Raw genomic sequence first — 18948 nt, 5'->3', positions numbered from 1 at the left:
CCCGGAAAAGGGACGAGTGCGCTTGGCTCGTGGTTCCACCCTAATTTTGGTTATGGTGCACCCTGCTCTCGGCCAGCCGCCGGAACAGAAAACATCATAACCCTCATTGGAATCCGTTATCGGGGATCAGGCGGTGAACTCTACTGGCAACAAGCCAAACATCCGAGGGAAGTTCGAAATGCTGAGGTTCGAGGTCACGGCTGCAGAGGGGTAATTCCGGTCCGTTCGCTGAAGAAGGTTTCACCAATCCCCTCTCTCTCTGGGCAGCACGCAAACGAAATCATGTCTCTGGTCATCGCCAAATATGTTAGATCAACTCATTCAAATTATTCTGAAATGTGTTGCATTCAATATTAATATATTGGAACAGGTGTTATTGAGTGTCGATTATATAGACTGAAAATGGAAAGGTCAAGCGGAACATTTTAATTGGTTTCGGACGGCCCATCCCATATTAAGCGAATGATCGTTCCTTCACCAGGGGTGGACTGTACCTCAATACGACCATTCATGGCTTCGATCAAACCTTTGGTTACCGCCATGCCCAGCCCTGATCCAACGTCCGATGTACCTGTATCTGTACCGCGATAGTATCGTTCAAATAACTTCCATACCATCTCGGAGTCCATGCCTCTTCCATTATCGGCAAACTGAATGCTGAATTCATCTGATTGCTTACCAGAATGCACACTGACAACCAGGATGGACTCGGGCGGATTATGAAGAAGGGCATTGGCGGTCAGATTATCCACAATTCGTTCAAACGACGGAATATGGACAAGTCCATACACAGGCACTTCGGAAGGTTGAAATAGGATGCGACCTTCCCCATATGCCGGATTCCGTTCTGCGCGCTGGATCAGATCACGGAGTAACGTATTTACGTCAGTCTCTTCCACCACAGGTTGATATCCACCACTGCGTAATCGATAGGTCATGGCAAGGTCGTTGACAAGCCTGTCCATATACATGGACTTATCGAGCATTATGCCTGCGAATTCCCTGACTTCCTCCGCGGTCCAGCTATACTTATCCGCCTCAAGCATATGAGCATATCCCTGAATGGAGGAGAGGGGGGTCTTCAGGTCATGTGTTATGCCAGCAATCCACTCCTCCCGCAGAGAATCGGTCTGTTTCCGAAGTTCTTCATCTTGCTTCAAAGTATGAGACAGGGCCTGCATGGAGCGAAGCACTTCAGCATACACGTTGTATTTTCGCTTCCACTTTCCGTTACGACGCTGACTGCGAGGCACTCCAAAGGCTCCGGTAGGTTCCTCGTAATGTCCTCGTTCCAGACGCTGTAACCATTGGAGCATATGCAGCATGGGTGAACCGAATCGGTTGGCATACCAGAAGGCAAGCAAAATGAGCAGAATGATGATGGATACAATCAATACAACCAATGCCGGTTCCAGAATAAAATTGTAGGGGTTCTGATCACTGTTCAACGCCGGATCAACAGGGATGCTAATCAGCCAAGTGGTTTCACTCTGTTCGTCGTACCACGTTGCAACAGACAGGCCAGATCGACTCGGATAGCGAACTTGCAGAACGAGTTCCTGAATGGTGTATTCGGTCGGTACGCCCATGGCTGGTTTGTTGAAGGAAGAAATTTCACGTCCTGACGGGTCCAATATTTGAAGATAAGCATTGGCAGTACGAAGGGCCTCCTGTTGGTTGGGCTGAAGATTAAGCTTCCCGTTGGTAAAAGCAAGATCTGAACGAATGTTATTCATTAAGGACTTGGCCGGGTTACGCTCACCATATAACAAGGTAAAATCCTTTCCGTTCTTCTCCCGGATCAGCATGGCGATCTGATAAGGGAACGGCTTCTGGCTTTCCCAGTATGCAATCAATTCCCCCGGTTTATAGTGAGTAGGAACATCGGCAGGTGTGTGATATTCATCAATGGCGTAACCTTGTTCATCCAGAACCTGGAGCCAGCCTTGATTTTTGTCCACTTGCTTCAGCAATTCGGGGTCATATCGGATGGTGTCATCCGGCATGATCTCTGCTGTACTAATCAATTGGTCCAGACCGTTAAGAGCAAAATCATCGATCAGATTCACTTCATTTACCTTTTGCACGACCCAGTAAGTGGCTACAGAACCAAGCAGGATGATAAGAACGACTGCACCGGCAAGCATCCCGATAAACCGGGTCATTAACCTGCGACGAATACTCATGGGCGTGACACATGTTCCGGCTGAATCAGTTTGTACCCCAGACCCCGGACGTTAACAAGAAACACCGGATTGGAAGGATCGGCTTCAATGCGCTCCCGAATGCGGTGAATATGAACCATCACGGTATTGTCATCACTAATGGCTTCCGAGCCCCAGACCCGCTCATATAGATCTGATTTGGTGAAAATTCGATTGGGATGTTTGCAGAAAAAGAGTAACAGTTGGAACACAAGTGCCGGACAAGATACGGACTCACTTTCAACACGAAGTTCACCAGCCCACTCCAGCACTTGAAACCGTCCAAAGTCGTACACGCCTTCCGATGTGCTGGGAGATGACGTATTTACGTTAGATGGGACATGATCCGAGATCGCTACGCTTTTAGATGGTAAATAACGCTTCAGTAATGATTTAATTCGAGCAACGACTTCCAGCGGATTAAAGGGTTTGGCGACATAATCGTCGCCACCAACGGCGAATCCGGTTAATTTGTCATAATCGGTTGTTTTGGCCGTTAGAAACAGGATGGGCGCATCGGTGACCTGCCGTAGAAAAGGACAGATTTCCAGTCCACTTTTGCCAGGAAGCATGATGTCGAGCACGATGCAATGATACGTCTTGTTGTTACATGCCTCGATGGCAGCTTCGCCTGTTGTAACGGTATCAATATCGAGAAACTGCTCTTTGAGCAGAACGGTTTTGAGCATATGCAGAATAGCCTGTTCATCATCCACAAGCAGTAATGAGACGTTATCCATAGTTTAAAAATGACCTCCTGATCCTTCCGTTGTGTGTATTGCTAATCATACCATCCAAGAAGGCTGTATAGCGTACGAGCTATCTTAACGGAATCTTAATTATACAACCTCAAAAGGCGTTGCAAGTTTAACTACATGTAAGATGGGGTTAGACGAAGGATAAGACTCATTCTGTACACTTAACTGGAAAGTATAACGATTAGGGCGTGTCTAAAAACTCCGAAGGGAGCAGATTTTGCCGAATTTTCGTTCCAAGCAAGGAAGTTTTCCGCAGGCGTGCCGGGGCACGTCAAGGGAAATTGACGCAGCAGGGGGCGAAAAGGCGGTAAAAGATGCACTTCAGCGAGTTTTGAGACGCGTCCTAGCAGAAGGGATGTTGAGAATGAACAGAGAAGGTCATCTGAAATCAGAACAAAATACACATTCAAAATTACAGAATAAAAAGGGCTGGAAGGTGCTTGCGATTACCCTTGGAGCTTGCGTGATATTGTCTGCTTGCGGCAACAGTAACTCCATTACTTCCGACCAGGCGGAGCAGCAGTCAGCCGAACAGGCGTCCAATAATGAAGCGAGCGAGAACTCCAATCAGGAGCAGAACTCAAGTTCAGAGGTGAGCGCGGTGGTTACACCGGACAATTTCATAGATACGCTGATGAACGGTTCAAAGGATGCAATCTATAATCAATTCTCTCCCGAATTGAAGGGGACGTTAACGCTTGAACAGTTCAAAACGACGGCCGATCCTTTTTTGGAGGGTGTTGAATCATGGGAGCAAGTGGTAGACGCCAAAATGAATCAAATATCTGAGGTGGCCTGGAAGGATCAGACTGGGACGAAAGGAATTCGAGCCTATTTTTCCGAAGAAAATCAAATTGAAGGTCTCTCGATCCAACCGCTGCAAGCTCATGAGGACACGGATGCCAAATTCACCAAAACGGAATTTCAATTGCCGATGAAGGGGGAATGGTACGTATTCTGGGGAGGCAATGATGCCTTGTCGAACTATCATTATGAGCATGAAACCCAGCGGTATGCGCTGGATATCGTTCGGACCAAAGAACAATCCAGTTATCAAGGTGATGCAACGGCAAACGAAAACTACTATGCTTTTGGTGAACCACTTTATGCAGCTGCCGATGGTACTGTCGTCGAGATCAAGAACGATATACCGGACAATGTGCCGGGTGTCATGAATCCGGAAGAACCGGCTGGTAACTATGTGGTAATCGACCATGGCAACAGTGAATACAGCATCACCGGGCACATCAAGAAAGGCAGTGTTTCGGTCAAAAAAGGAGATAAGCTCAAGCAGGGGGACCCTATCGGTGAGCTTGGTAATTCGGGAAATTCCAGTGAAGCTCATCTGCATTTCCAGGTATCGGATGGCCCGGATCTGTTCACATCTCGCTCAATTAACATTCGTTGGGCAGACCAGAGTCAGCAGTTCACTCGTGGGAACACAATACAGGGACTTCCAGAGTAATGATGGTGGCGTATCGCCCGCGGTATTGATGAGTAATTCTCTGTCAGAATGTTAGAGGTGACGAAAACTTCTCTTCTCCGTTATAATATCCTCTATGATAATAGAACGATCTGGAATGATGGAGGAATAGCGATGAAACTGGAAGATGTGCAGATTGAATATGCGCGCCTGGAGGACTTGCCGAGGATTGTGGAGATTTATAATTCTACTATTGAGGGCCGTATGGCAACAGCGGATTTGGAGCCAGTGACGGTGGAGCAACGTTTGCCTTGGTTCGAGGAACATACACCGGAACATCGTCCGCTTTGGGTGATGAAGCAGGCAGGACAGGTGGTAGCTTGGGCGAGTCTCAGCTCGTTCTATGGACGTCCTGCGTATAATGGAACGGTGGAAGTCAGTGTATACGTGGATCAGCAATGCCGCGGAATTGGGGCTGGTGGACGTTTGCTCGAAACGGTATTTGCGGCATGTCCTGCACTTGGAATTAAGACTATTCTTGGATTTGTCTTTGGGCATAACGAACCGAGTCTGGGGTTATTGCGCAAGCATGGTTTTGAACAATGGGGTTATTATCCCGAAGTGGCCGTGTTGGATGGTGTGAATAGAGATCTGGCGATTTTGGGCAAAAAAATATAAGTGTCGTTCTTATTCGTAACATAAGAACACTGAAAACCTCCAACCTAAATTAATAGGATTGGAGGTTTTTTTGTCGTTCGACTATATTCTATGCTATGTGAAAGTGTAGGTTGTGTTTACACGCCAAGCTGCTTTTTAATCTCTTGAATCTGTCCCAGATGACGTTCCTCATGATAACTTGTAAAGTCAATCCATTGGGTAAGATCCATCTCACCAAATACGGGATGAGGAAAGGACTTGCTGCGCAGCAGGTCAGGATCATGATCCAATGCAAAGTTGTTTAACGCTTGGTGAGATTCGTCCAGATCACTGCGGACGTCTGCAAGTGCTTCAGGCGCTGCTGGAGGCTGAAGATGGGGTGGTGCCTCGACGGAGCGGCTGCGGTCCAACGATAATTCATATGGTTTTTTGTCCACAGACACCGTCTGTTCCTTCTCGAGGGCCAGGCGGGCTTGTTTTCCAATAACATTTTCCATCAGATTCAGATGTCGTAGTACTTGCATAATACTCCATTGTTGGGGTGAAGGTTTTCGGTTCAATTGTTCTTCTTCGAGTCCAGAGACTGCTTCCCAGATTTGGTTGCGTATATTGTCATTACGAGTAAACATTGTGGAATCCTCTCCTTATATACAGGTTCTATGATGCGGGTAGTCTGTGTATGTTCATTACCCCAAATGTGGATGCTTATTCTATAAGCATTGAGAATGGAAAGAGTGAATGCGAACCTGGGCAACATTATCCTTTGTTAGATGTAATTCGTGGCAAATAAAAAAAAGCCGTTCTCCATGAACGGTTCATTTAAATCCATCCCAAGTCCAAAAAAAGATTGACGGGCTGACCCCGGCAAACTATAATCGGTACAAGTAACTTGATATGTAAGGAGTCCTGACATGATATGTTAGTAATCGACGAGGTGTATCACCATACAGCATTGCAAATATCATCGTCCGATTTATTGTACCTTATCGAACGGCTGAAGGTCAAAAAAGAAAATGAGATCCAAACGCTCAAGCAGAAGATCGAACAGTTCGAACAAAAGCGTCGAGCGGAAGAGATCGCTTATCAATCGTTGTCGCCCGTACGCAAATGGTTCGCGGGCCGCCCCGCATCCCATCATCAGGCGGTGGAGTATATGGTGCAGGTGAAGGAACGTTTTCGCAAGATGGAACAGATTCGCAGACGCATACGTGAATTAGATCAGATCTCAGAACGAATTAAGCATCCGGACAGCATTGAGCGGGACGAGATTGAGCTTGCGCCCGATACAATCCGTGAGCTCAGACAGCTTAGTGAAACGGAGGATGTACAAGCATGACTTTGGAGACGTTAAGCACCGGGATTGATACGGTCTGGGTCGTACTGAGTGCAGCGATGATTTTATTGATGGAGGGTGGATTCGCCCTGCTCGAGGCTGGCTTTGTGCGTTATAAAAATAGTGTGAACATTATTATGAAGGTTTTTGCTGACATTACGATTGGGACGTTACTGTTCTATGCGATCGGTTTTGGACTGATGTATGGTTCGGACGTTGGCGGTTTTGCGGGAGTAACGGGATTTTTCCTGAATGGGGATTTGTCTCACCTGGACGTGCCGGTATCTCTGGAGACATTCTGGTTGTTCCAGGCGGCCTTTACCATTGCCGTTATTTCCATCGTTTCGGGAGCGGTAGCCGAGCGGATCAACTTCCGTGCTTATCTTTTGTATATCATATTGATGACGGCAATCATCTATCCGATTGGTGGACACTGGGCATGGGGCGGCGGCTGGCTTAGTCAGCTGGGGATGCAGGACTTTGCCGGTTCGGCTGTCATCCATGCACTCGGCGGATTCTCGGCATTGGCGGCTGCGATTATCATCGGCCCGCGTAAAGGGAAGTACACGCCACTTGGCGTAAGTGCCATTGCACTCCCGAGCAATCTGCCACTGGCATCTGTAGGTGCATTTCTGTTATGGTTCGGCTGGTTTGGCTTCAATGCGGGTAGTACACTCAGCGCGACAGATGTAAGAATTGGTCACATTGCGATTGTCACGATGTTATCTGCGGCTTCGGGTGGTGCAGTTACGCTACTGTATACGTTATTCCGCTTCAATCGTTCAGATGCACCCTCGGTCATTAACGGTTCGCTTGCAGGACTGGTCGGTATTACGGCAGGCTGTGCTTTTGTTGGCGATGTAGCAGCGATATTCATTGGGGCAGTATCCGGCTTGTTGATGATGGCTGCCACTAACTGGCTGGACCGTCGACAGATTGATGATCCGGTTGGTGCTTTCCCGGTGCATGCTGCATCAGGAATGTGGGGCACGATTGCTGTGGGTCTGTTTGCCACGGATGGTGGATTATTCATGGGCGGCGGCTGGAGGTTGCTGGGTGTTCAGGCACTTGGCCTTACAGCCCTGGTCATCTGGGGATTCGCCATGACCTGGATCGGGCTGAAGTTGATTGGCAAAATTGTGCCTGTACGTTCGACAGAAGAAGAGGAAGATCTGGGTCTGGATATCAGCTATCATGGGGTGATGGCAGCCCATCAGGCCCATGAATTCCTGGACGGTGAGGAGCATATGCGTGCTTACCAGGAAAAGTCTTCTGATCCAAATCGTTAAATGGAATATAGGATAAGGAAGTAGACTGACAAGGAGTGTCAGTCTCTTTTTTCTATATAAATTGAACTACATATTTACACGAGAACGTAGAGGACAGAAAGAACCTGAAGAAGCGAAGAGTTCGCCTTTATCCCCGGATTTTTACCTTTGCAAAGGTGAATCTAAAAAATTCTGGGGATAACAGCGATTGGAAGGTTGTTCTGTCATCGGAGTGGTAAGTGTAAAATATTCTTAAGTTCAATTTATACAGAAGCAGGGAAAGACGTCCGGGCGGAAGAATATACAGGTGTGAACCTGAATATGTCTCAGCATAGGTGTATTGTCAAAAGGGGAGGATCTATATGATTAAGCCAGAACAATGTGAACGTCTGACCAGAAAAGCCCGTAAAACACTTGAGGAATATGGATTGGGAGTTGCTGCCGATCTGCTGTTGTCCTCAAGCCGCTGGGGAATTCGCCTCGATGTATCCACCCTGGACGAATATCGCAGAACAGGAAACTCACGTGTGGGTGGACATCCGGATTTGCCAAGTCGCATGGAATGGCCCGTAACAAAAGAAGGAGTTCCAATGACTTTCCTGGCCCAACTGAACCTGGTGGATTTGTCGCCGTATACGCCGAATGATGGACGCGGGACTTTGCCTGAACGTGGAATGTTATACTTTTTCATTGGCACGGATGAATCTGCTTGTCCCATTGAACATCGTGTGATTTTTGAGCCGAGTTCTCATAACCTGATAAGGCGAGAGCCTGAAGGTGATACCGCGCTGGATGGAGCCCCGTTTGTTGCACATTCGGTGACAGTGCTGCCTAATCTTGAGTTTCCTACATATGCATACATTGACGCCAACGCGCTGAATGAGCTCTCGCCGCTTCGGCTTGAGACCGAATCGGAAGTGAGTCTGTATGACCGTTACCTTGAATTCGAGTCGAGTTGGAATCATCCAAGTACGCTGAATTGGGGTGGGATGTTTGGATATCCTGACGGGCAGCATCCGGATGCCGAGCATCGTGCCTTGTTACAGATCGCACTCGGAGAAGAGTACGATTATAATGAGCATGAGTGTGAGAAGAAGCTGACCAAGCATTACGGCGGTGATGAGGATCGGACATGGCAGGAATTATCCGATACGCTGCTGCTGTTGAAGATAGATACCCATGATGCTATTGGTTTCCAATGGTGGGATTGCGGGGAACTGCAATTTTTCATTCGCAAGTCTGACTTGGAGGCTGGACGATTCGAGCAAACGTATTGTTCGTTATACTCAAGTTGAGCAAAGATTTGAAAACAAATAGGCAACAAAATGTCCTGAATCCCGTCTATATGAAGGAGGAAGGACTTTTTTTGTTCGTAGATTGATAGATTTGGGGTAAATATTAAGGAGGGATATCTTGGTTGATAACCGATCATATGTTCTGTATAATGGGATAAAAAGGAAGTGTGACTGTTGATTCAATCTGCGTTCAAACATATTGACGTGGCCGTAACATCGTTGATTGATATATGTGATCAGTTGTCGGAAGAAGATTTGGCTTTGACTCCAATTGAAGGTAAAAGGCCTGTTGGAGAACTACTAGCCCATCTGTCTGTGATCTGCCGAGCGGATGTTTATATTTCCGAAGGTGCATCGGAGGAAGAGATGGCTCAATTCTATGCAGAGAATCAGGTGCATTCGCTCGGTGAGATCAAGCAGGCTTTGATTGATAACCAGATGTATCTATACCAACGGTACAGGCAGTTTAACACGGAAGAGTTATTACATGTGACGGATTCGTACTGGGGAGCTTCCTATAGTCGGCTGGAGTGGTTACTTGAGATTATGGGGCATGTATATCATCACAGAGGACAATTGTATACGATGCTGACCCTGACGGGCAAAGAACCCGAGTCAGTACTTTTTAAATAGAAACGGATAGAATACATATAAGCATGTTATAGGAAATATCATGGGTTAAAGTGGGAATAGACCGACGATACTACACGCCATACGTGAAATAACGGAGGATTCGGGACGTGGAACAACACGATACATGGAATGCATCGATGGACAATACGTTGATTGACAGGTTAAAACAGATTCCTGAACTTGGTCAGGCCACGCGGATTGAACCTGTTATGAAGGGTTATTCAGCAGATACTAAATTCAAAATGTTTGTCCCTGGTCAAGGCCATGTGCTGGTGAGGGTGTATGATATTGTTGAGGAATGGATGAAGCAAAGGGAATATCAATATTTGCAGAGCATGCAACAATTAGGTGTACTGTGTCCAGCAACGTTGGGCACAGGTAGATTGGATGAGAAGAACGGATATATGATTTTTAGCTACATTGAAGGCGAAGATGCTTCCGAGAGATTGCCTCAGCTGAATGAACAGCAGCAGTGGGCGGTTGGCTTTGAAGCAGGAGCACAGCTACAGCTGATTCACCAGTTGCCGATGGAGGAACAGATCGAATCATGGTATATACGCAAGAGCACCAAGCATCAACGTTATGTGGAGCGCTATAAACAGTGCCCTATCGTGATGAAAGAGGATCATGTTATTCTAACGTTTATTGCAGACCATCTCGGTTGGATGAAAAATCGTCCAGATGGATTTCAGCATGATGACTTTCACCCGAGCAATCTTGTCGTTAAGCAGGATAAACTCGTAGGAGTGATTGATTTTAATCGTTATGATCAAGGTGATCCCATTCATGAATTTTTGAAGCTGGGTTTGTTTGCTTCGGAGATCAGTATTCCATATTCCATAGGTCAAATTCAGGGCTATTTCGATGGCAATGAACCGGATGAGTTATTCTGGAGATTGTATTCACTGTATACGGCTATGGCGCTGGTGTCTTCTGTGGTGTGGATTCAGCAGGTGAAGCCTGAAGAGACGCTTGAGATGATGGCCAAGATCGAGCGTGTCCGTGAAGATCACGATGATTTTCGCAGTTTCATCCCTCGGTGGTATACTTTGAACAGGTAAGGAATTATGGAAGGGAAAGGAATAATGCCGTGGCACAGCCAGCAACCATTCTGCTTGTGGATGATGAGCAGGAGATTATTAAACTGATGGAAATTTATTTTGGCAACGAGGGTTATCGGATTCTCACCGCGAATGATGGGCTTGAAGCACTGGAACAATTGAAAAAAGAGTCGATCGATCTCATTATTCTGGATGTCATGATGCCAAATATGGACGGAATCGAAGCTTGTATGAAAATTCGGGAAGAGCAGAAAATGCCGATTATTATGCTGTCCGCCAAAAGTATGGATATGGATAAAATCACAGGGCTAAGCATTGGTGCCGATGATTATGTGACCAAGCCGTTTAACCCGCTTGAACTTGTCGCACGGGCGAAATCCCAGCTGCGCAGGTATCATACCTTCAATGAAGGTCGGGAGAACAAAGAGCACGAGTGGGTTATTGATGATCTGGTCATTAATACCGATACACATGAAGTTTGGGTGGACGAGCAGCCGGTTCGTCTGACTCCGCGTGAATTTGCTGTTCTTGAATTACTGGCTCGTCACCAAGGTTCAGTACTTAGTATGGAACAGATCTATCGTCAGGTCTGGAAGGAAGAATTCATGGAGTCGAATAATACCGTCATGGTGCATATTCGCAAGATTCGTGAGAAGATTGAACTCGATAGCAAACATCCCAAGTTCATTCAGACCGTATGGGGTGTTGGTTACAAGATGATCAAACCGCAATAAACATGTTCATCCACAGGATGTCGTGTAACATGAACACATTCAGGGAGTTCCTACTATGAATTCAAAGTTGATTAATACAGTCCGATGGAAATTTATCTATGCATTTCTGCTGAGCGGTATATTAACTGCAGTTATTTTGTACGGAGGTAGTAAGGTGGGGCAGACCATCCTGGAAGCTCAGACGTATCCGGATTATTCCATTCCAGCCCAAGGGATCAGGTGGTTGGTGAATAATATCGGTTCGGTGCCTTTGATGATTGTGGTAGGCGTGCTTGGTTTTGTGCTGTTTTTTTTCCTGTTCTCACGCAAGGTGATGCGGGTCCTGGATGAAATTACGGCGGGGATTCAGGAGGTTGCCAAAGGAGAGTTATCCCATCGCATCGAAGTGAAAACCTCGGATGAATTCGGAGTCGTTGCTGCAAGCATTAATCAGATGGCTGAACAATTGCAGTTATCGCTTCAGGAAGAGCGTAATGCAGTTGCTGCCAAAAACGATCTGATTACGGGGATATCACATGATCTGAGAACACCACTCACTTCTATTCTGGGATTTCTGGAGTACATCGAGAAGGATCGCTACCAAGATGAGATTGAGATGCGCTATTACGTTAGCATTGCCTATGAGAAATCCTTGACCCTTCGCAAGTTAATTGATGACTTGTTCGAATATACGCGTGTGAGTGGCGGGAGCCTTCCGTTATCTCTGCAAGCGTTGAACCTGAATTCGTTTCTGATGCAGCTGGCTGAAGAGTTTGCTCCCATGCTGGAGGATGCTGGCATGACCTACAAGATCATCGGCGGGCAAGACCCACTATGGATACAGGCTACTCCGGGGGAGCTTGTAAGAGCATATGAGAATCTGTTCAGCAATGCCATTCGGTATGGTTCGCAAGGTAAACTAATGGAGATTGGGCTGGCCCTTGAAGGTAAAGAGGCTGTAGTCCGCATCAGTAATTATGGTGATCCGATTCCGGCACAAGATCTGCCACATCTATTTGATCGATTCTATCGGGTAGATAAATCCCGTTCCCGCGATACGGGAGGTACCGGTCTCGGCCTGGCGATTGCCAAATCGATGATTGAATTACATCGAGGAAGTATCGTTGCTTACAGTGAAAATGGCAGAACGGATTTTGTTACCCGTTTCCCTGTAACCGCTGCTTCACCAAGTAATTACTCAGAGGAATAAAAATTAAGAATTTGGTAAGAAGTTAGCCACTATCTCATTAAGAAATATTCGGTATTCTACCTCTATTACCATATTATTGTATAGAGGAGGATACCGAATATGAAGTCTCAATTTAGTACAGTAAGACTAAGATACATATACATTGGAGGAGCAAGCGCGTTACTGAGCGCAGCGCTCCTTTTTGTCGTTTATCACGTGCTACGGTTTGCCCACAATCACATCCTTCCAGATGCAGCATGGATAACGCGTATGATGAACTGGGGAATCAATCATATCGGAACAAAGCCGCTCTTTATCTTCATTGGAGGAGCCATGTTTGCGATCTTTTTCTGGATTCGATCCCAGAAGATTGCGGAAGATCTCAGTCAACTTGCACGCGGAACAGCCGAACTTGCATTGGGCCACAATCCTGGAAGAATTGATGTTCTAAGTGGTGGTGAACTACGACAAATTGCTGCCAATCTGAATGTAATTACGTTTCTCCTGCATGAGGAAGGGCTGAGCAGATCAGAACCGAAACATGAGAGAAGAGAGGTAGAGGGAGCGTCTATTCAGCATGAGCAACCCGGCCTTCAGCAACATAATGAAGAAGACAAGGAGAACACTCAAACTATTTCTACACAGGTTGACCTACCGATAAAACTTACTCTCTACGGTATTCAATCTTCTCTGGATGAGATTATCCAAGGGCGGTGTCAGGACGAGATGGAAGTTCAGCATTGGGTCAAGTTGGCGTATGAACAGACATTGCTGCTTCATCATGCTCTGGAGATTACACAACGAGATAGACAGGAACACGAAGTTTCAATTGAACGGGTACACAAGGAGCCTGAATGTTGAAACACGTGAGCAAGCGATGGATGTATTACGTTTTTGATGCCGCAGTGGTTGTAGTTTTGATATTGACCCTTTTCTATCTCTATCTGATTACTTATGGCGAAGGAATGCTTCGCAATCGTCCAGAGGCCATGCAGGTGGCCTCTTCAACCATTATTACGAATGCAGAGGGGACCGAAATTTCGAGGTTGCATACGCAGACCAAAGGGTATTCCGAATATGCTGAACTGAACGCTATGCCAGATTTATTAAAGATGGCTTTTTTGGCTACAGAAGATCGACGTTTCTACAACCATGATGGACTGGATTTCATCGGACTTGGCAGAGCCATTTTGCAAGACATCTTACATATGAATCTGAGTCAGGGAGGAAGCTCCATTACGCAGCAACTGGCAAGAAATCTGTATTTGAATGGGGATAAAACGTTGAGTCGAAAGGTGAATGAGATATCGATTGCGATGGCCCTGGAGAAGAAGTATAGCAAGGATGAAATTCTGGAAATGTATCTGAATCAGATCTACATGGGACACCAGCAGTATGGTGTAAAAGCGGCAGCCTGGCGGTATTTCGGAATTAAGGATATGCACCAATTGAAACTATGGCAGATTGCTACATTAGCTGGAATGCCTAAAGGTCCATCCATATACAATCCAGTAGATTATCCTGAACTTTCCAAACAAAGACGTGCCGTTATCCTTGGACTAATGCATGAACAGGGACTAATTACACGAAAGCAGGTGCTCCAAGCCCGTGATGTCGATTTCACGCCGCCTGAAACCGTATTGAATGCAACAACTTCACCGGGCTTGAGCGAGCCCGCATATGTGTCTGCCGTGGATGCTGTGATTCAGGAGGCTTCTCGGCTCACAGGTAAAAGTGAAGCAGAGATTCAATCGGCAGGTTGGGTTATTCAAACTGGGCTAGACGAACAGGCACAACTGGCGATGGAAGAAACATTTGCAGACGCTACCCGATTCCCCGATGATCGCCAAGACGAGCAGGTCCAGGCAAGTATGGTTATTATCGACCAGCACAACGGTGAAGTGAAAGCGATGATGGGTGGACGTAATCCTTTAAAAGGGGGCATCAACCGGGCGATTATGGATGCAAGGCAGCCAGGTTCATCTTTTAAACCGATTATTGCATATGGCCCTGCGTTGGAGTCGGGGAAGTTCAAGCCAGAGAGTATACTACCGGATAAACGCATGCAATATGGCAGCTATCAACCTTCCAATCTCGGTGGGCGTTACAGTGGTTCAATAGCCATGTCCCAAGCCTTGCAAAAGTCTATCAATGCCCCAGCCGTATGGCTACTTCATGAGACCGGACTGAACGATGCACATCAATTTGCGGCACGACTCGGTATTGAACTGGGGAAAGAAGATCTAAACCTCTCAATTGCCTTGGGAGGTGTGCATCAGGGAGTGTCGCCAATGAAGATGGCGCAGGCCTATACGGTGTTTGCGAATCATGGCAAATTGAATACAGCCCATCTGATACGCGAGATTACAGATTCACAAGGACGGACAATATTTGCTCATAAGTCGGAAAATAAGCAGGTAATCTCCTCCAGTACGGCGAATGCCATGACCAGAATGCTGCAAAATGTAGTCAGTCAGGGAACAGGAAGGCAGGCACAACTCGGTCAGCACAAGGTAGCAGGGAAAACGGGAACAACACAGGCTGCATTACCTGGTGTGGGAAGAGAGGCCAATCGGGATCTATGGTTTGTGGGCTATACGAGCAGCTGGACTGCGGCGGTCTGGATGGGATTTGATCATACGGATGAAGAACATTATATGAGGTCAGGAAGTGGTGTTGCAGCGGAGTTGTTCGCAACAGTGATGAGACGTGCTACCCAATAGAATGCAAGAGAGAGACCTTATTCCAGATGGTTCTTTCCTTCTCTTGGATAACACAGAAAATAGCTTCTAATGTATAATATGTGTCTTATCTATCGTAAACGGAGGCTGAAATGAACTATAAATATAGGGACTCGGAACTGGATACAAGCTCGCTGCAGCCTAAAAGTGGTATCAGACCGGAACGGCCTGGCATCTCCGGATTAGGCGGATGGCTTATATTAATTCAGATTGGCCTGTGGGTCACACTGGTGCTTCTTATTGCGGATATGTCGCAGGTAAATGTCATTATGGATCCGGTGAGATGGGAGGGTGTCCGTGGTGTTGATTCGGAACTTTATACTGAAGGGATACGCCCGCTCCTTTGGTTCGGAGTCATAAGCAGCGTCATGTTACTATTGCTCGTTATCGTGAATCTCGTACTGCTGCATAAGAAAAAAAGGCAATTTCCGTGCATGATGATTATTCTGTACATTGCAAATGTATTCATTGGAGTCGTGACATGGATCTTGATCGCACGAATTGAGATTCCGAGAGAGCAACATGTGCTCGATCCAACATCAGCATTTAATTTAACAATCCGATCGCTTCTGACATGTTGTATCTTTATCCCGTATTTCCTACGGTCGGTACGTGTGAAAAATACGTTTGTGAAGTAAATAGAATATTGATTGATCTGCTGCTCTATAATGCTCTATAAAAAACGACACGTAAGGCCCGTAGGTATACAAGATTTTATCCTGTATGCTAACGGGCCTTACGTGTGCTGAATATGTGAAAAGAACGATTATTTCGATGATGATTTTGCCCAAAGTGAGGCGGGAATTCGGCGTATCATCTGGTTTAATACCTCTGACAGCACGAGGCCTACGGCAATAGCGCCGGATAACATGAGTGCCTTGGCGGCCATCTCCATAGCGGCACTGTAGTCATTTTGCACAAAACTTCGCATCGCATTATACGCCAGTCCACCAGGAACCAGAGGGATGATGCCTGCGACGCTGAAGATGATAACGGGTGCGCGAAACATGCGAGAGAATACCTGGCTGATGACACCTACGGCTATGGTCGCTGCAAGTGTAGCAGGAACCGCATCCGCTGCATATTCAAGCACGATATAGATAATCCAGCCGATCATGCCGACAAATCCACCGTGGAGCAGCATGCGCCGTGGTGCGTTGAAGATGATCCCAAACGCGGCTGAGGCGACAAAACTGGTCAAGGCTTGTTCAATAAAATGGAGCATATCCTGCATTCCTCCGTCTTACATAAAAAGTGAAAATACAACTGCAATGCCTGTACCTATAGCAAAAGCAGTCAGAAATGCCTCGGCTCCCTTGGATAATCCGGAGACGAGATGTCCGGCCATCAGGTCGCGTACAGCATTGGTAATCAGCAACCCCGGAACCAGCGGCATAACCGAACCAATAATGATTTTGTCCCGTTCATGACCCACTCCCATATAGATCAGGAGAAAAGCGAGTAAGCCAATAACAAAGGATGCCGTAAGCTCGGCAAAGAATTTGACCCGCACCAACCTGTGAAAGGCAATAACGGCTGCATAACCTATGCCCCCGCAGATTAACGCCGGAAGAAAGTCGCTCCAGCCCCCGCCAAACATAATGGTAAAACAACCACTGGATAACGCTGCGGCCGTAAGCTGCACAGCCGTTGAATAGGAGGAGGGCTTTCCTTCGATCTGTATCAACAGATCATGGGCTTCCTGAGCGGATAGCTCACCTTGTCCGATGCGACGGGAGACCGCATTCACCTCGGACACCTTGTCCAGATCCGTCGTACGCTCGGAGATACGAATGAGCTTGGCAGGTTCGGTTGCATCAACAGAGAAGAAGATGCCTGTCGGAACAACGTAACTGTGCGAATGGGGTAAGCCCAGCGCAGCTGCCATACGTTTCATCGTATCTTCCACACGGTAGGTTTCACCACCGCTTTGTAGCATGATTTTGCCTGCGAGCAGACAGATGGCAATCACGCGTGATTGTTCAGTAGGATTGCTGCCAATCATACCCGTCTCGGCTTGTGATACGGGTGATGAATCATGACGTATGTATTCCAACCGGATCAAGCTCCGTTTCATATGAGATATGGGGTGGTGCGACACCATTGTATCATATTTCACACGCTCGCAAGGAATCATACCGCACCATCGCCAAGACGATAAAAAAGCCTCGTTCCCAAGACTTGAAGATCTCAGGAGCGAAGCTTCTTGGAACAGGTTCGGATATAGAAGTACAATACCACTACATCAACAGTGTGATAACCAACAATTCATACAGCACAAGCGGCAAAATCGTTGGTCCAAACAAAGCGCGCGGTTCAGGATATCCATGCATCGGGGTAACCTGGAGATACAAAATTCCCCGGTCTGCACTGATGACGACACCTTCCCACACTTGCCCATCGATATTCTGGACTTGTACCTTCTTGCCTATATGCTGCCGAGCTGTATGATGAAGCATATTCCGCACATTTTGCACGGATTGAAGCATCGGTTGATTGGCTTGATACACGACACGTGTGGATGGCGTGGATGTGGATTCAGACATGATGCACAACCCTTCCTCAAAATAAGTTCTTACTTCAAGGTATGCATCTGCCTATAAAAGGTGATTACACAAACGCCATCTCAAGGCTCCCGCGTCCATTTTCATAAGCGACTTTGCCCAATGCTCCATTCACAAAGGTGAGCTGCGGCGGAACATGGCCGAGATCCACATCGTACAGTACAGGGACATCCAGACCCCCAAGTGCAGAGGATAGGGCATCGGTAAAATTAAAATCGGCTGTATCGGAATAACCCGCAGGTCGTCCAATCATGAAACCTTTCACACCTGCAAACCAGCCAGCCTGTTTCATCTGCCACAGATGACGGTAGATATCCCCCGCATTCATCTCACAGCTCTCCAGATACCAGATGGTACCTTCGACTGCACAGTATTGCTCCAGATAGGATGCAACAGGTGCATATGGCGTGCCAATCAGACTGGAGATTGTATCCATACAGCCACCGATCAGCCGACCGGAGAACGACACAGCGGTATCTGCATCTTCCGAGTGGCCGAGCTGTTTCCATTGCGAAGGTGTATCCAGGTTAAATCCAGGCAATTCCGGTTTCCATGCCGATTGATAATGTGTGGAAGACGATTGTGTGATCTGTCCGCCGTATTTGGTCTGTAACACATCAATCCAGCGCGCAGTCACGGGATCGAGGGCGTTTGATCTTAGATCAACATAGTTGGTGCCATGTGCTGATGCTGTTCCGGTGATCAGGGTATAGGCGAACAGGAACGTACTTATATCCGAATATCCCATGACCCATTTGGGCGGTAATGTTTTCAAAGCTTTCCAATCCAGCAGGGGGAGGATATCCATCAGAAATTCCCCGCCCCATGGAGGGATAATGGCTTGAATATTTGGATTGCGGAAAAACTCATTCATCTCTTCGGCGCGTTCCTCTTTGGAGGCACTCACACATTTGGTGTTGTGGCGGAGCGATGGGCTTTCCAGCACGCCAAAACCAAGGCGCTCCATATTACGTTTGCTCTCCTCAAGATAATGGTATAGGGATTCGCCTACACCGCTGGAGGGTGCTGCTACACCGATGGTATTTCCCGGAGCGAGTGGCTGCGGATAACGGATGGAACGTTGATTCATATCTAAAGACACCTTCCCT

General features: G+C 47.0%; 19 protein-coding genes. 12 read left to right on the top strand and 7 right to left on the bottom strand.

The features are described from left to right. Positions 1-425: 425 nt before the first annotated feature. Together CXK86_RS16055 and CXK86_RS16050 are read right to left on the bottom strand one after the other, a co-directional pair. Positions 426-2186, bottom strand: a complete 1761-nt coding sequence (locus CXK86_RS16055; RefSeq protein WP_076251600.1) for a sensor histidine kinase — start codon at positions 2184-2186, stop codon at positions 426-428. After that, positions 2183-2944: a response regulator transcription factor gene (locus CXK86_RS16050; protein ID WP_076251601.1), complete on the bottom strand. Its 762-nt coding sequence runs from the start codon at positions 2942-2944 to the stop codon at positions 2183-2185. Before CXK86_RS16050 ends, CXK86_RS16055 begins: the two co-directional genes overlap by 4 nt. A gap of 382 nt (positions 2945-3326) precedes the next feature. Here CXK86_RS16050 and CXK86_RS16045 point away from each other — a divergent pair, with 382 nt between their 5' ends. Together CXK86_RS16045 and CXK86_RS16040 are read left to right on the top strand one after the other, a co-directional pair. After that, entirely contained in the window at positions 3327-4427 is a 1101-nt protein-coding gene (locus tag CXK86_RS16045; protein ID WP_179087874.1) for a M23 family metallopeptidase, read from the top strand. 132 nt (positions 4428-4559) lie between these two features. Continuing rightward, complete coding sequence (locus CXK86_RS16040; protein ID WP_036610704.1) at positions 4560-5063, top strand: GNAT family N-acetyltransferase; 504 nt, start codon at positions 4560-4562, stop codon at positions 5061-5063. Positions 5064-5179: 116 nt separating this feature from the next. Here CXK86_RS16040 and CXK86_RS16035 read toward each other — a convergent pair whose 3' ends face one another. After that, complete coding sequence (locus CXK86_RS16035) at positions 5180-5671, bottom strand: DinB family protein (protein ID WP_076251602.1); 492 nt, start codon at positions 5669-5671, stop codon at positions 5180-5182. 287 nt (positions 5672-5958) lie between these two features. Between CXK86_RS16035 and CXK86_RS16030 the strand changes: the two genes are divergently transcribed. The 10 genes from CXK86_RS16030 (at position 5959) to CXK86_RS15985 (ending at position 15913) form a co-directional block, all read left to right on the top strand. Next, positions 5959-6378: a hypothetical protein gene (locus tag CXK86_RS16030; RefSeq protein ID WP_076251604.1), complete on the top strand. Its 420-nt coding sequence runs from the start codon at positions 5959-5961 to the stop codon at positions 6376-6378. Then, positions 6375-7664, top strand: coding sequence for an ammonium transporter (locus CXK86_RS16025; protein ID WP_036610695.1), 1290 nt, complete (start codon positions 6375-6377; stop codon positions 7662-7664). Before CXK86_RS16030 ends, CXK86_RS16025 begins: the two co-directional genes overlap by 4 nt. Positions 7665-8005: 341 nt before the next feature. Further along, complete coding sequence (locus CXK86_RS16020; protein ID WP_101314090.1) at positions 8006-8938, top strand: DUF1963 domain-containing protein; 933 nt, start codon at positions 8006-8008, stop codon at positions 8936-8938. Between the two features lie 174 nt (positions 8939-9112). Further along, positions 9113-9571 (top strand): DinB family protein, encoded by a 459-nt coding sequence (locus tag CXK86_RS16015; RefSeq protein WP_051449640.1) that lies wholly within the window; start codon positions 9113-9115, stop codon positions 9569-9571. Between the two features lie 107 nt (positions 9572-9678). Continuing rightward, positions 9679-10632, top strand: coding sequence for an aminoglycoside phosphotransferase family protein (locus tag CXK86_RS16010; RefSeq protein ID WP_101314089.1), 954 nt, complete (start codon positions 9679-9681; stop codon positions 10630-10632). A 29-nt stretch (positions 10633-10661) separates the two neighbouring features. Continuing rightward, the gene (locus tag CXK86_RS16005; RefSeq protein ID WP_026081203.1) at positions 10662-11366 is read left to right on the top strand and encodes a response regulator transcription factor; all 705 of its coding nucleotides are present in this window, start codon (positions 10662-10664) and stop codon (positions 11364-11366) included. Between the two features lie 55 nt (positions 11367-11421). After that, positions 11422-12555: a sensor histidine kinase gene (locus CXK86_RS16000; protein ID WP_101314088.1), complete on the top strand. Its 1134-nt coding sequence runs from the start codon at positions 11422-11424 to the stop codon at positions 12553-12555. 99 nt (positions 12556-12654) lie between these two features. Next, positions 12655-13395, top strand: a complete 741-nt coding sequence (locus CXK86_RS15995) for a hypothetical protein (protein ID WP_101314087.1) — start codon at positions 12655-12657, stop codon at positions 13393-13395. After that, positions 13389-15257 (top strand): transglycosylase domain-containing protein, encoded by a 1869-nt coding sequence (locus CXK86_RS15990; protein ID WP_101314086.1) that lies wholly within the window; start codon positions 13389-13391, stop codon positions 15255-15257. The genes CXK86_RS15995 and CXK86_RS15990 overlap by 7 nt, the downstream gene beginning before the upstream one ends. Before the next feature lie 110 nt (positions 15258-15367). After that, positions 15368-15913: a DUF2569 domain-containing protein gene (locus CXK86_RS15985; protein WP_051449641.1), complete on the top strand. Its 546-nt coding sequence runs from the start codon at positions 15368-15370 to the stop codon at positions 15911-15913. A gap of 128 nt (positions 15914-16041) precedes the next feature. On the opposite strand, the gene CXK86_RS15980 is transcribed toward CXK86_RS15985, so the two are convergent. The 4 genes from CXK86_RS15980 to CXK86_RS15965 all read right to left on the bottom strand — a co-directional run bounded on the left by CXK86_RS15980 (position 16042) and on the right by CXK86_RS15965 (position 18929). Then, positions 16042-16500, bottom strand: a complete 459-nt coding sequence (locus tag CXK86_RS15980; RefSeq protein WP_076251620.1) for a threonine/serine exporter family protein — start codon at positions 16498-16500, stop codon at positions 16042-16044. Positions 16501-16518: 18 nt separating this feature from the next. Further along, on the bottom strand, positions 16519-17280 hold the full coding sequence (locus tag CXK86_RS15975; protein WP_036669533.1) for a threonine/serine exporter family protein: 762 nt from the start codon (positions 17278-17280) through the stop codon (positions 16519-16521). Between the two features lie 235 nt (positions 17281-17515). Next, on the bottom strand, positions 17516-17821 hold the full coding sequence (locus tag CXK86_RS15970; RefSeq protein WP_036669286.1) for a hypothetical protein: 306 nt from the start codon (positions 17819-17821) through the stop codon (positions 17516-17518). Positions 17822-17885: 64 nt separating this feature from the next. Continuing rightward, a complete protein-coding gene (locus CXK86_RS15965) occupies positions 17886-18929 on the bottom strand; it encodes a S66 family peptidase (RefSeq protein WP_076251622.1) in 1044 nt (347 codons plus the stop codon). Positions 18930-18948: the final 19 nt, after the last annotated feature.

Origin of the sequence: Paenibacillus sp. BGI2013, from assembly GCF_002843485.1 — a bacterium.
GTDB lineage: Bacteria > Bacillota > Bacilli > Paenibacillales > Paenibacillaceae > Paenibacillus > Paenibacillus amylolyticus.
Note: the sequence above shows the minus strand (reverse complement) of the source record. Positions and strands in the feature narration are given on the sequence as shown.

Excerpts from the sequence above, each read along its gene's own strand:
- CXK86_RS16055 (WP_076251600.1), bottom strand. The coding sequence starts at position 2,186 with ATGAGTATTCGTCGCAGGTTAATGACCCGGTTTATCGGGATGCTTGCC.
- CXK86_RS16050 (WP_076251601.1), bottom strand. The coding sequence starts at position 2,944 with ATGGATAACGTCTCATTACTGCTTGTGGATGATGAACAGGCTATTCTG.
- CXK86_RS16045 (WP_179087874.1), top strand. The coding sequence starts at position 3,327 with ATGAACAGAGAAGGTCATCTGAAATCAGAACAAAATACACATTCAAAA.
- CXK86_RS16040 (WP_036610704.1), top strand. The coding sequence starts at position 4,560 with ATGAAACTGGAAGATGTGCAGATTGAATATGCGCGCCTGGAGGACTTG.
- CXK86_RS16035 (WP_076251602.1), bottom strand. The coding sequence starts at position 5,671 with ATGTTTACTCGTAATGACAATATACGCAACCAAATCTGGGAAGCAGTC.
- CXK86_RS16030 (WP_076251604.1), top strand. The coding sequence starts at position 5,959 with ATGTTAGTAATCGACGAGGTGTATCACCATACAGCATTGCAAATATCA.
- CXK86_RS16025 (WP_036610695.1), top strand. The coding sequence starts at position 6,375 with ATGACTTTGGAGACGTTAAGCACCGGGATTGATACGGTCTGGGTCGTA.
- CXK86_RS16020 (WP_101314090.1), top strand. The coding sequence starts at position 8,006 with ATGATTAAGCCAGAACAATGTGAACGTCTGACCAGAAAAGCCCGTAAA.
- CXK86_RS16000 (WP_101314088.1), top strand. The coding sequence starts at position 11,422 with ATGAATTCAAAGTTGATTAATACAGTCCGATGGAAATTTATCTATGCA.
- CXK86_RS15995 (WP_101314087.1), top strand. The coding sequence starts at position 12,655 with ATGAAGTCTCAATTTAGTACAGTAAGACTAAGATACATATACATTGGA.
- CXK86_RS15990 (WP_101314086.1), top strand. The coding sequence starts at position 13,389 with ATGTTGAAACACGTGAGCAAGCGATGGATGTATTACGTTTTTGATGCC.
- CXK86_RS15985 (WP_051449641.1), top strand. The coding sequence starts at position 15,368 with ATGAACTATAAATATAGGGACTCGGAACTGGATACAAGCTCGCTGCAG.
- CXK86_RS15980 (WP_076251620.1), bottom strand. The coding sequence starts at position 16,500 with ATGCTCCATTTTATTGAACAAGCCTTGACCAGTTTTGTCGCCTCAGCC.
- CXK86_RS15975 (WP_036669533.1), bottom strand. The coding sequence starts at position 17,280 with ATGATTGGCAGCAATCCTACTGAACAATCACGCGTGATTGCCATCTGT.
- CXK86_RS15970 (WP_036669286.1), bottom strand. The coding sequence starts at position 17,821 with ATGTCTGAATCCACATCCACGCCATCCACACGTGTCGTGTATCAAGCC.
- CXK86_RS15965 (WP_076251622.1), bottom strand. The coding sequence starts at position 18,929 with ATGAATCAACGTTCCATCCGTTATCCGCAGCCACTCGCTCCGGGAAAT.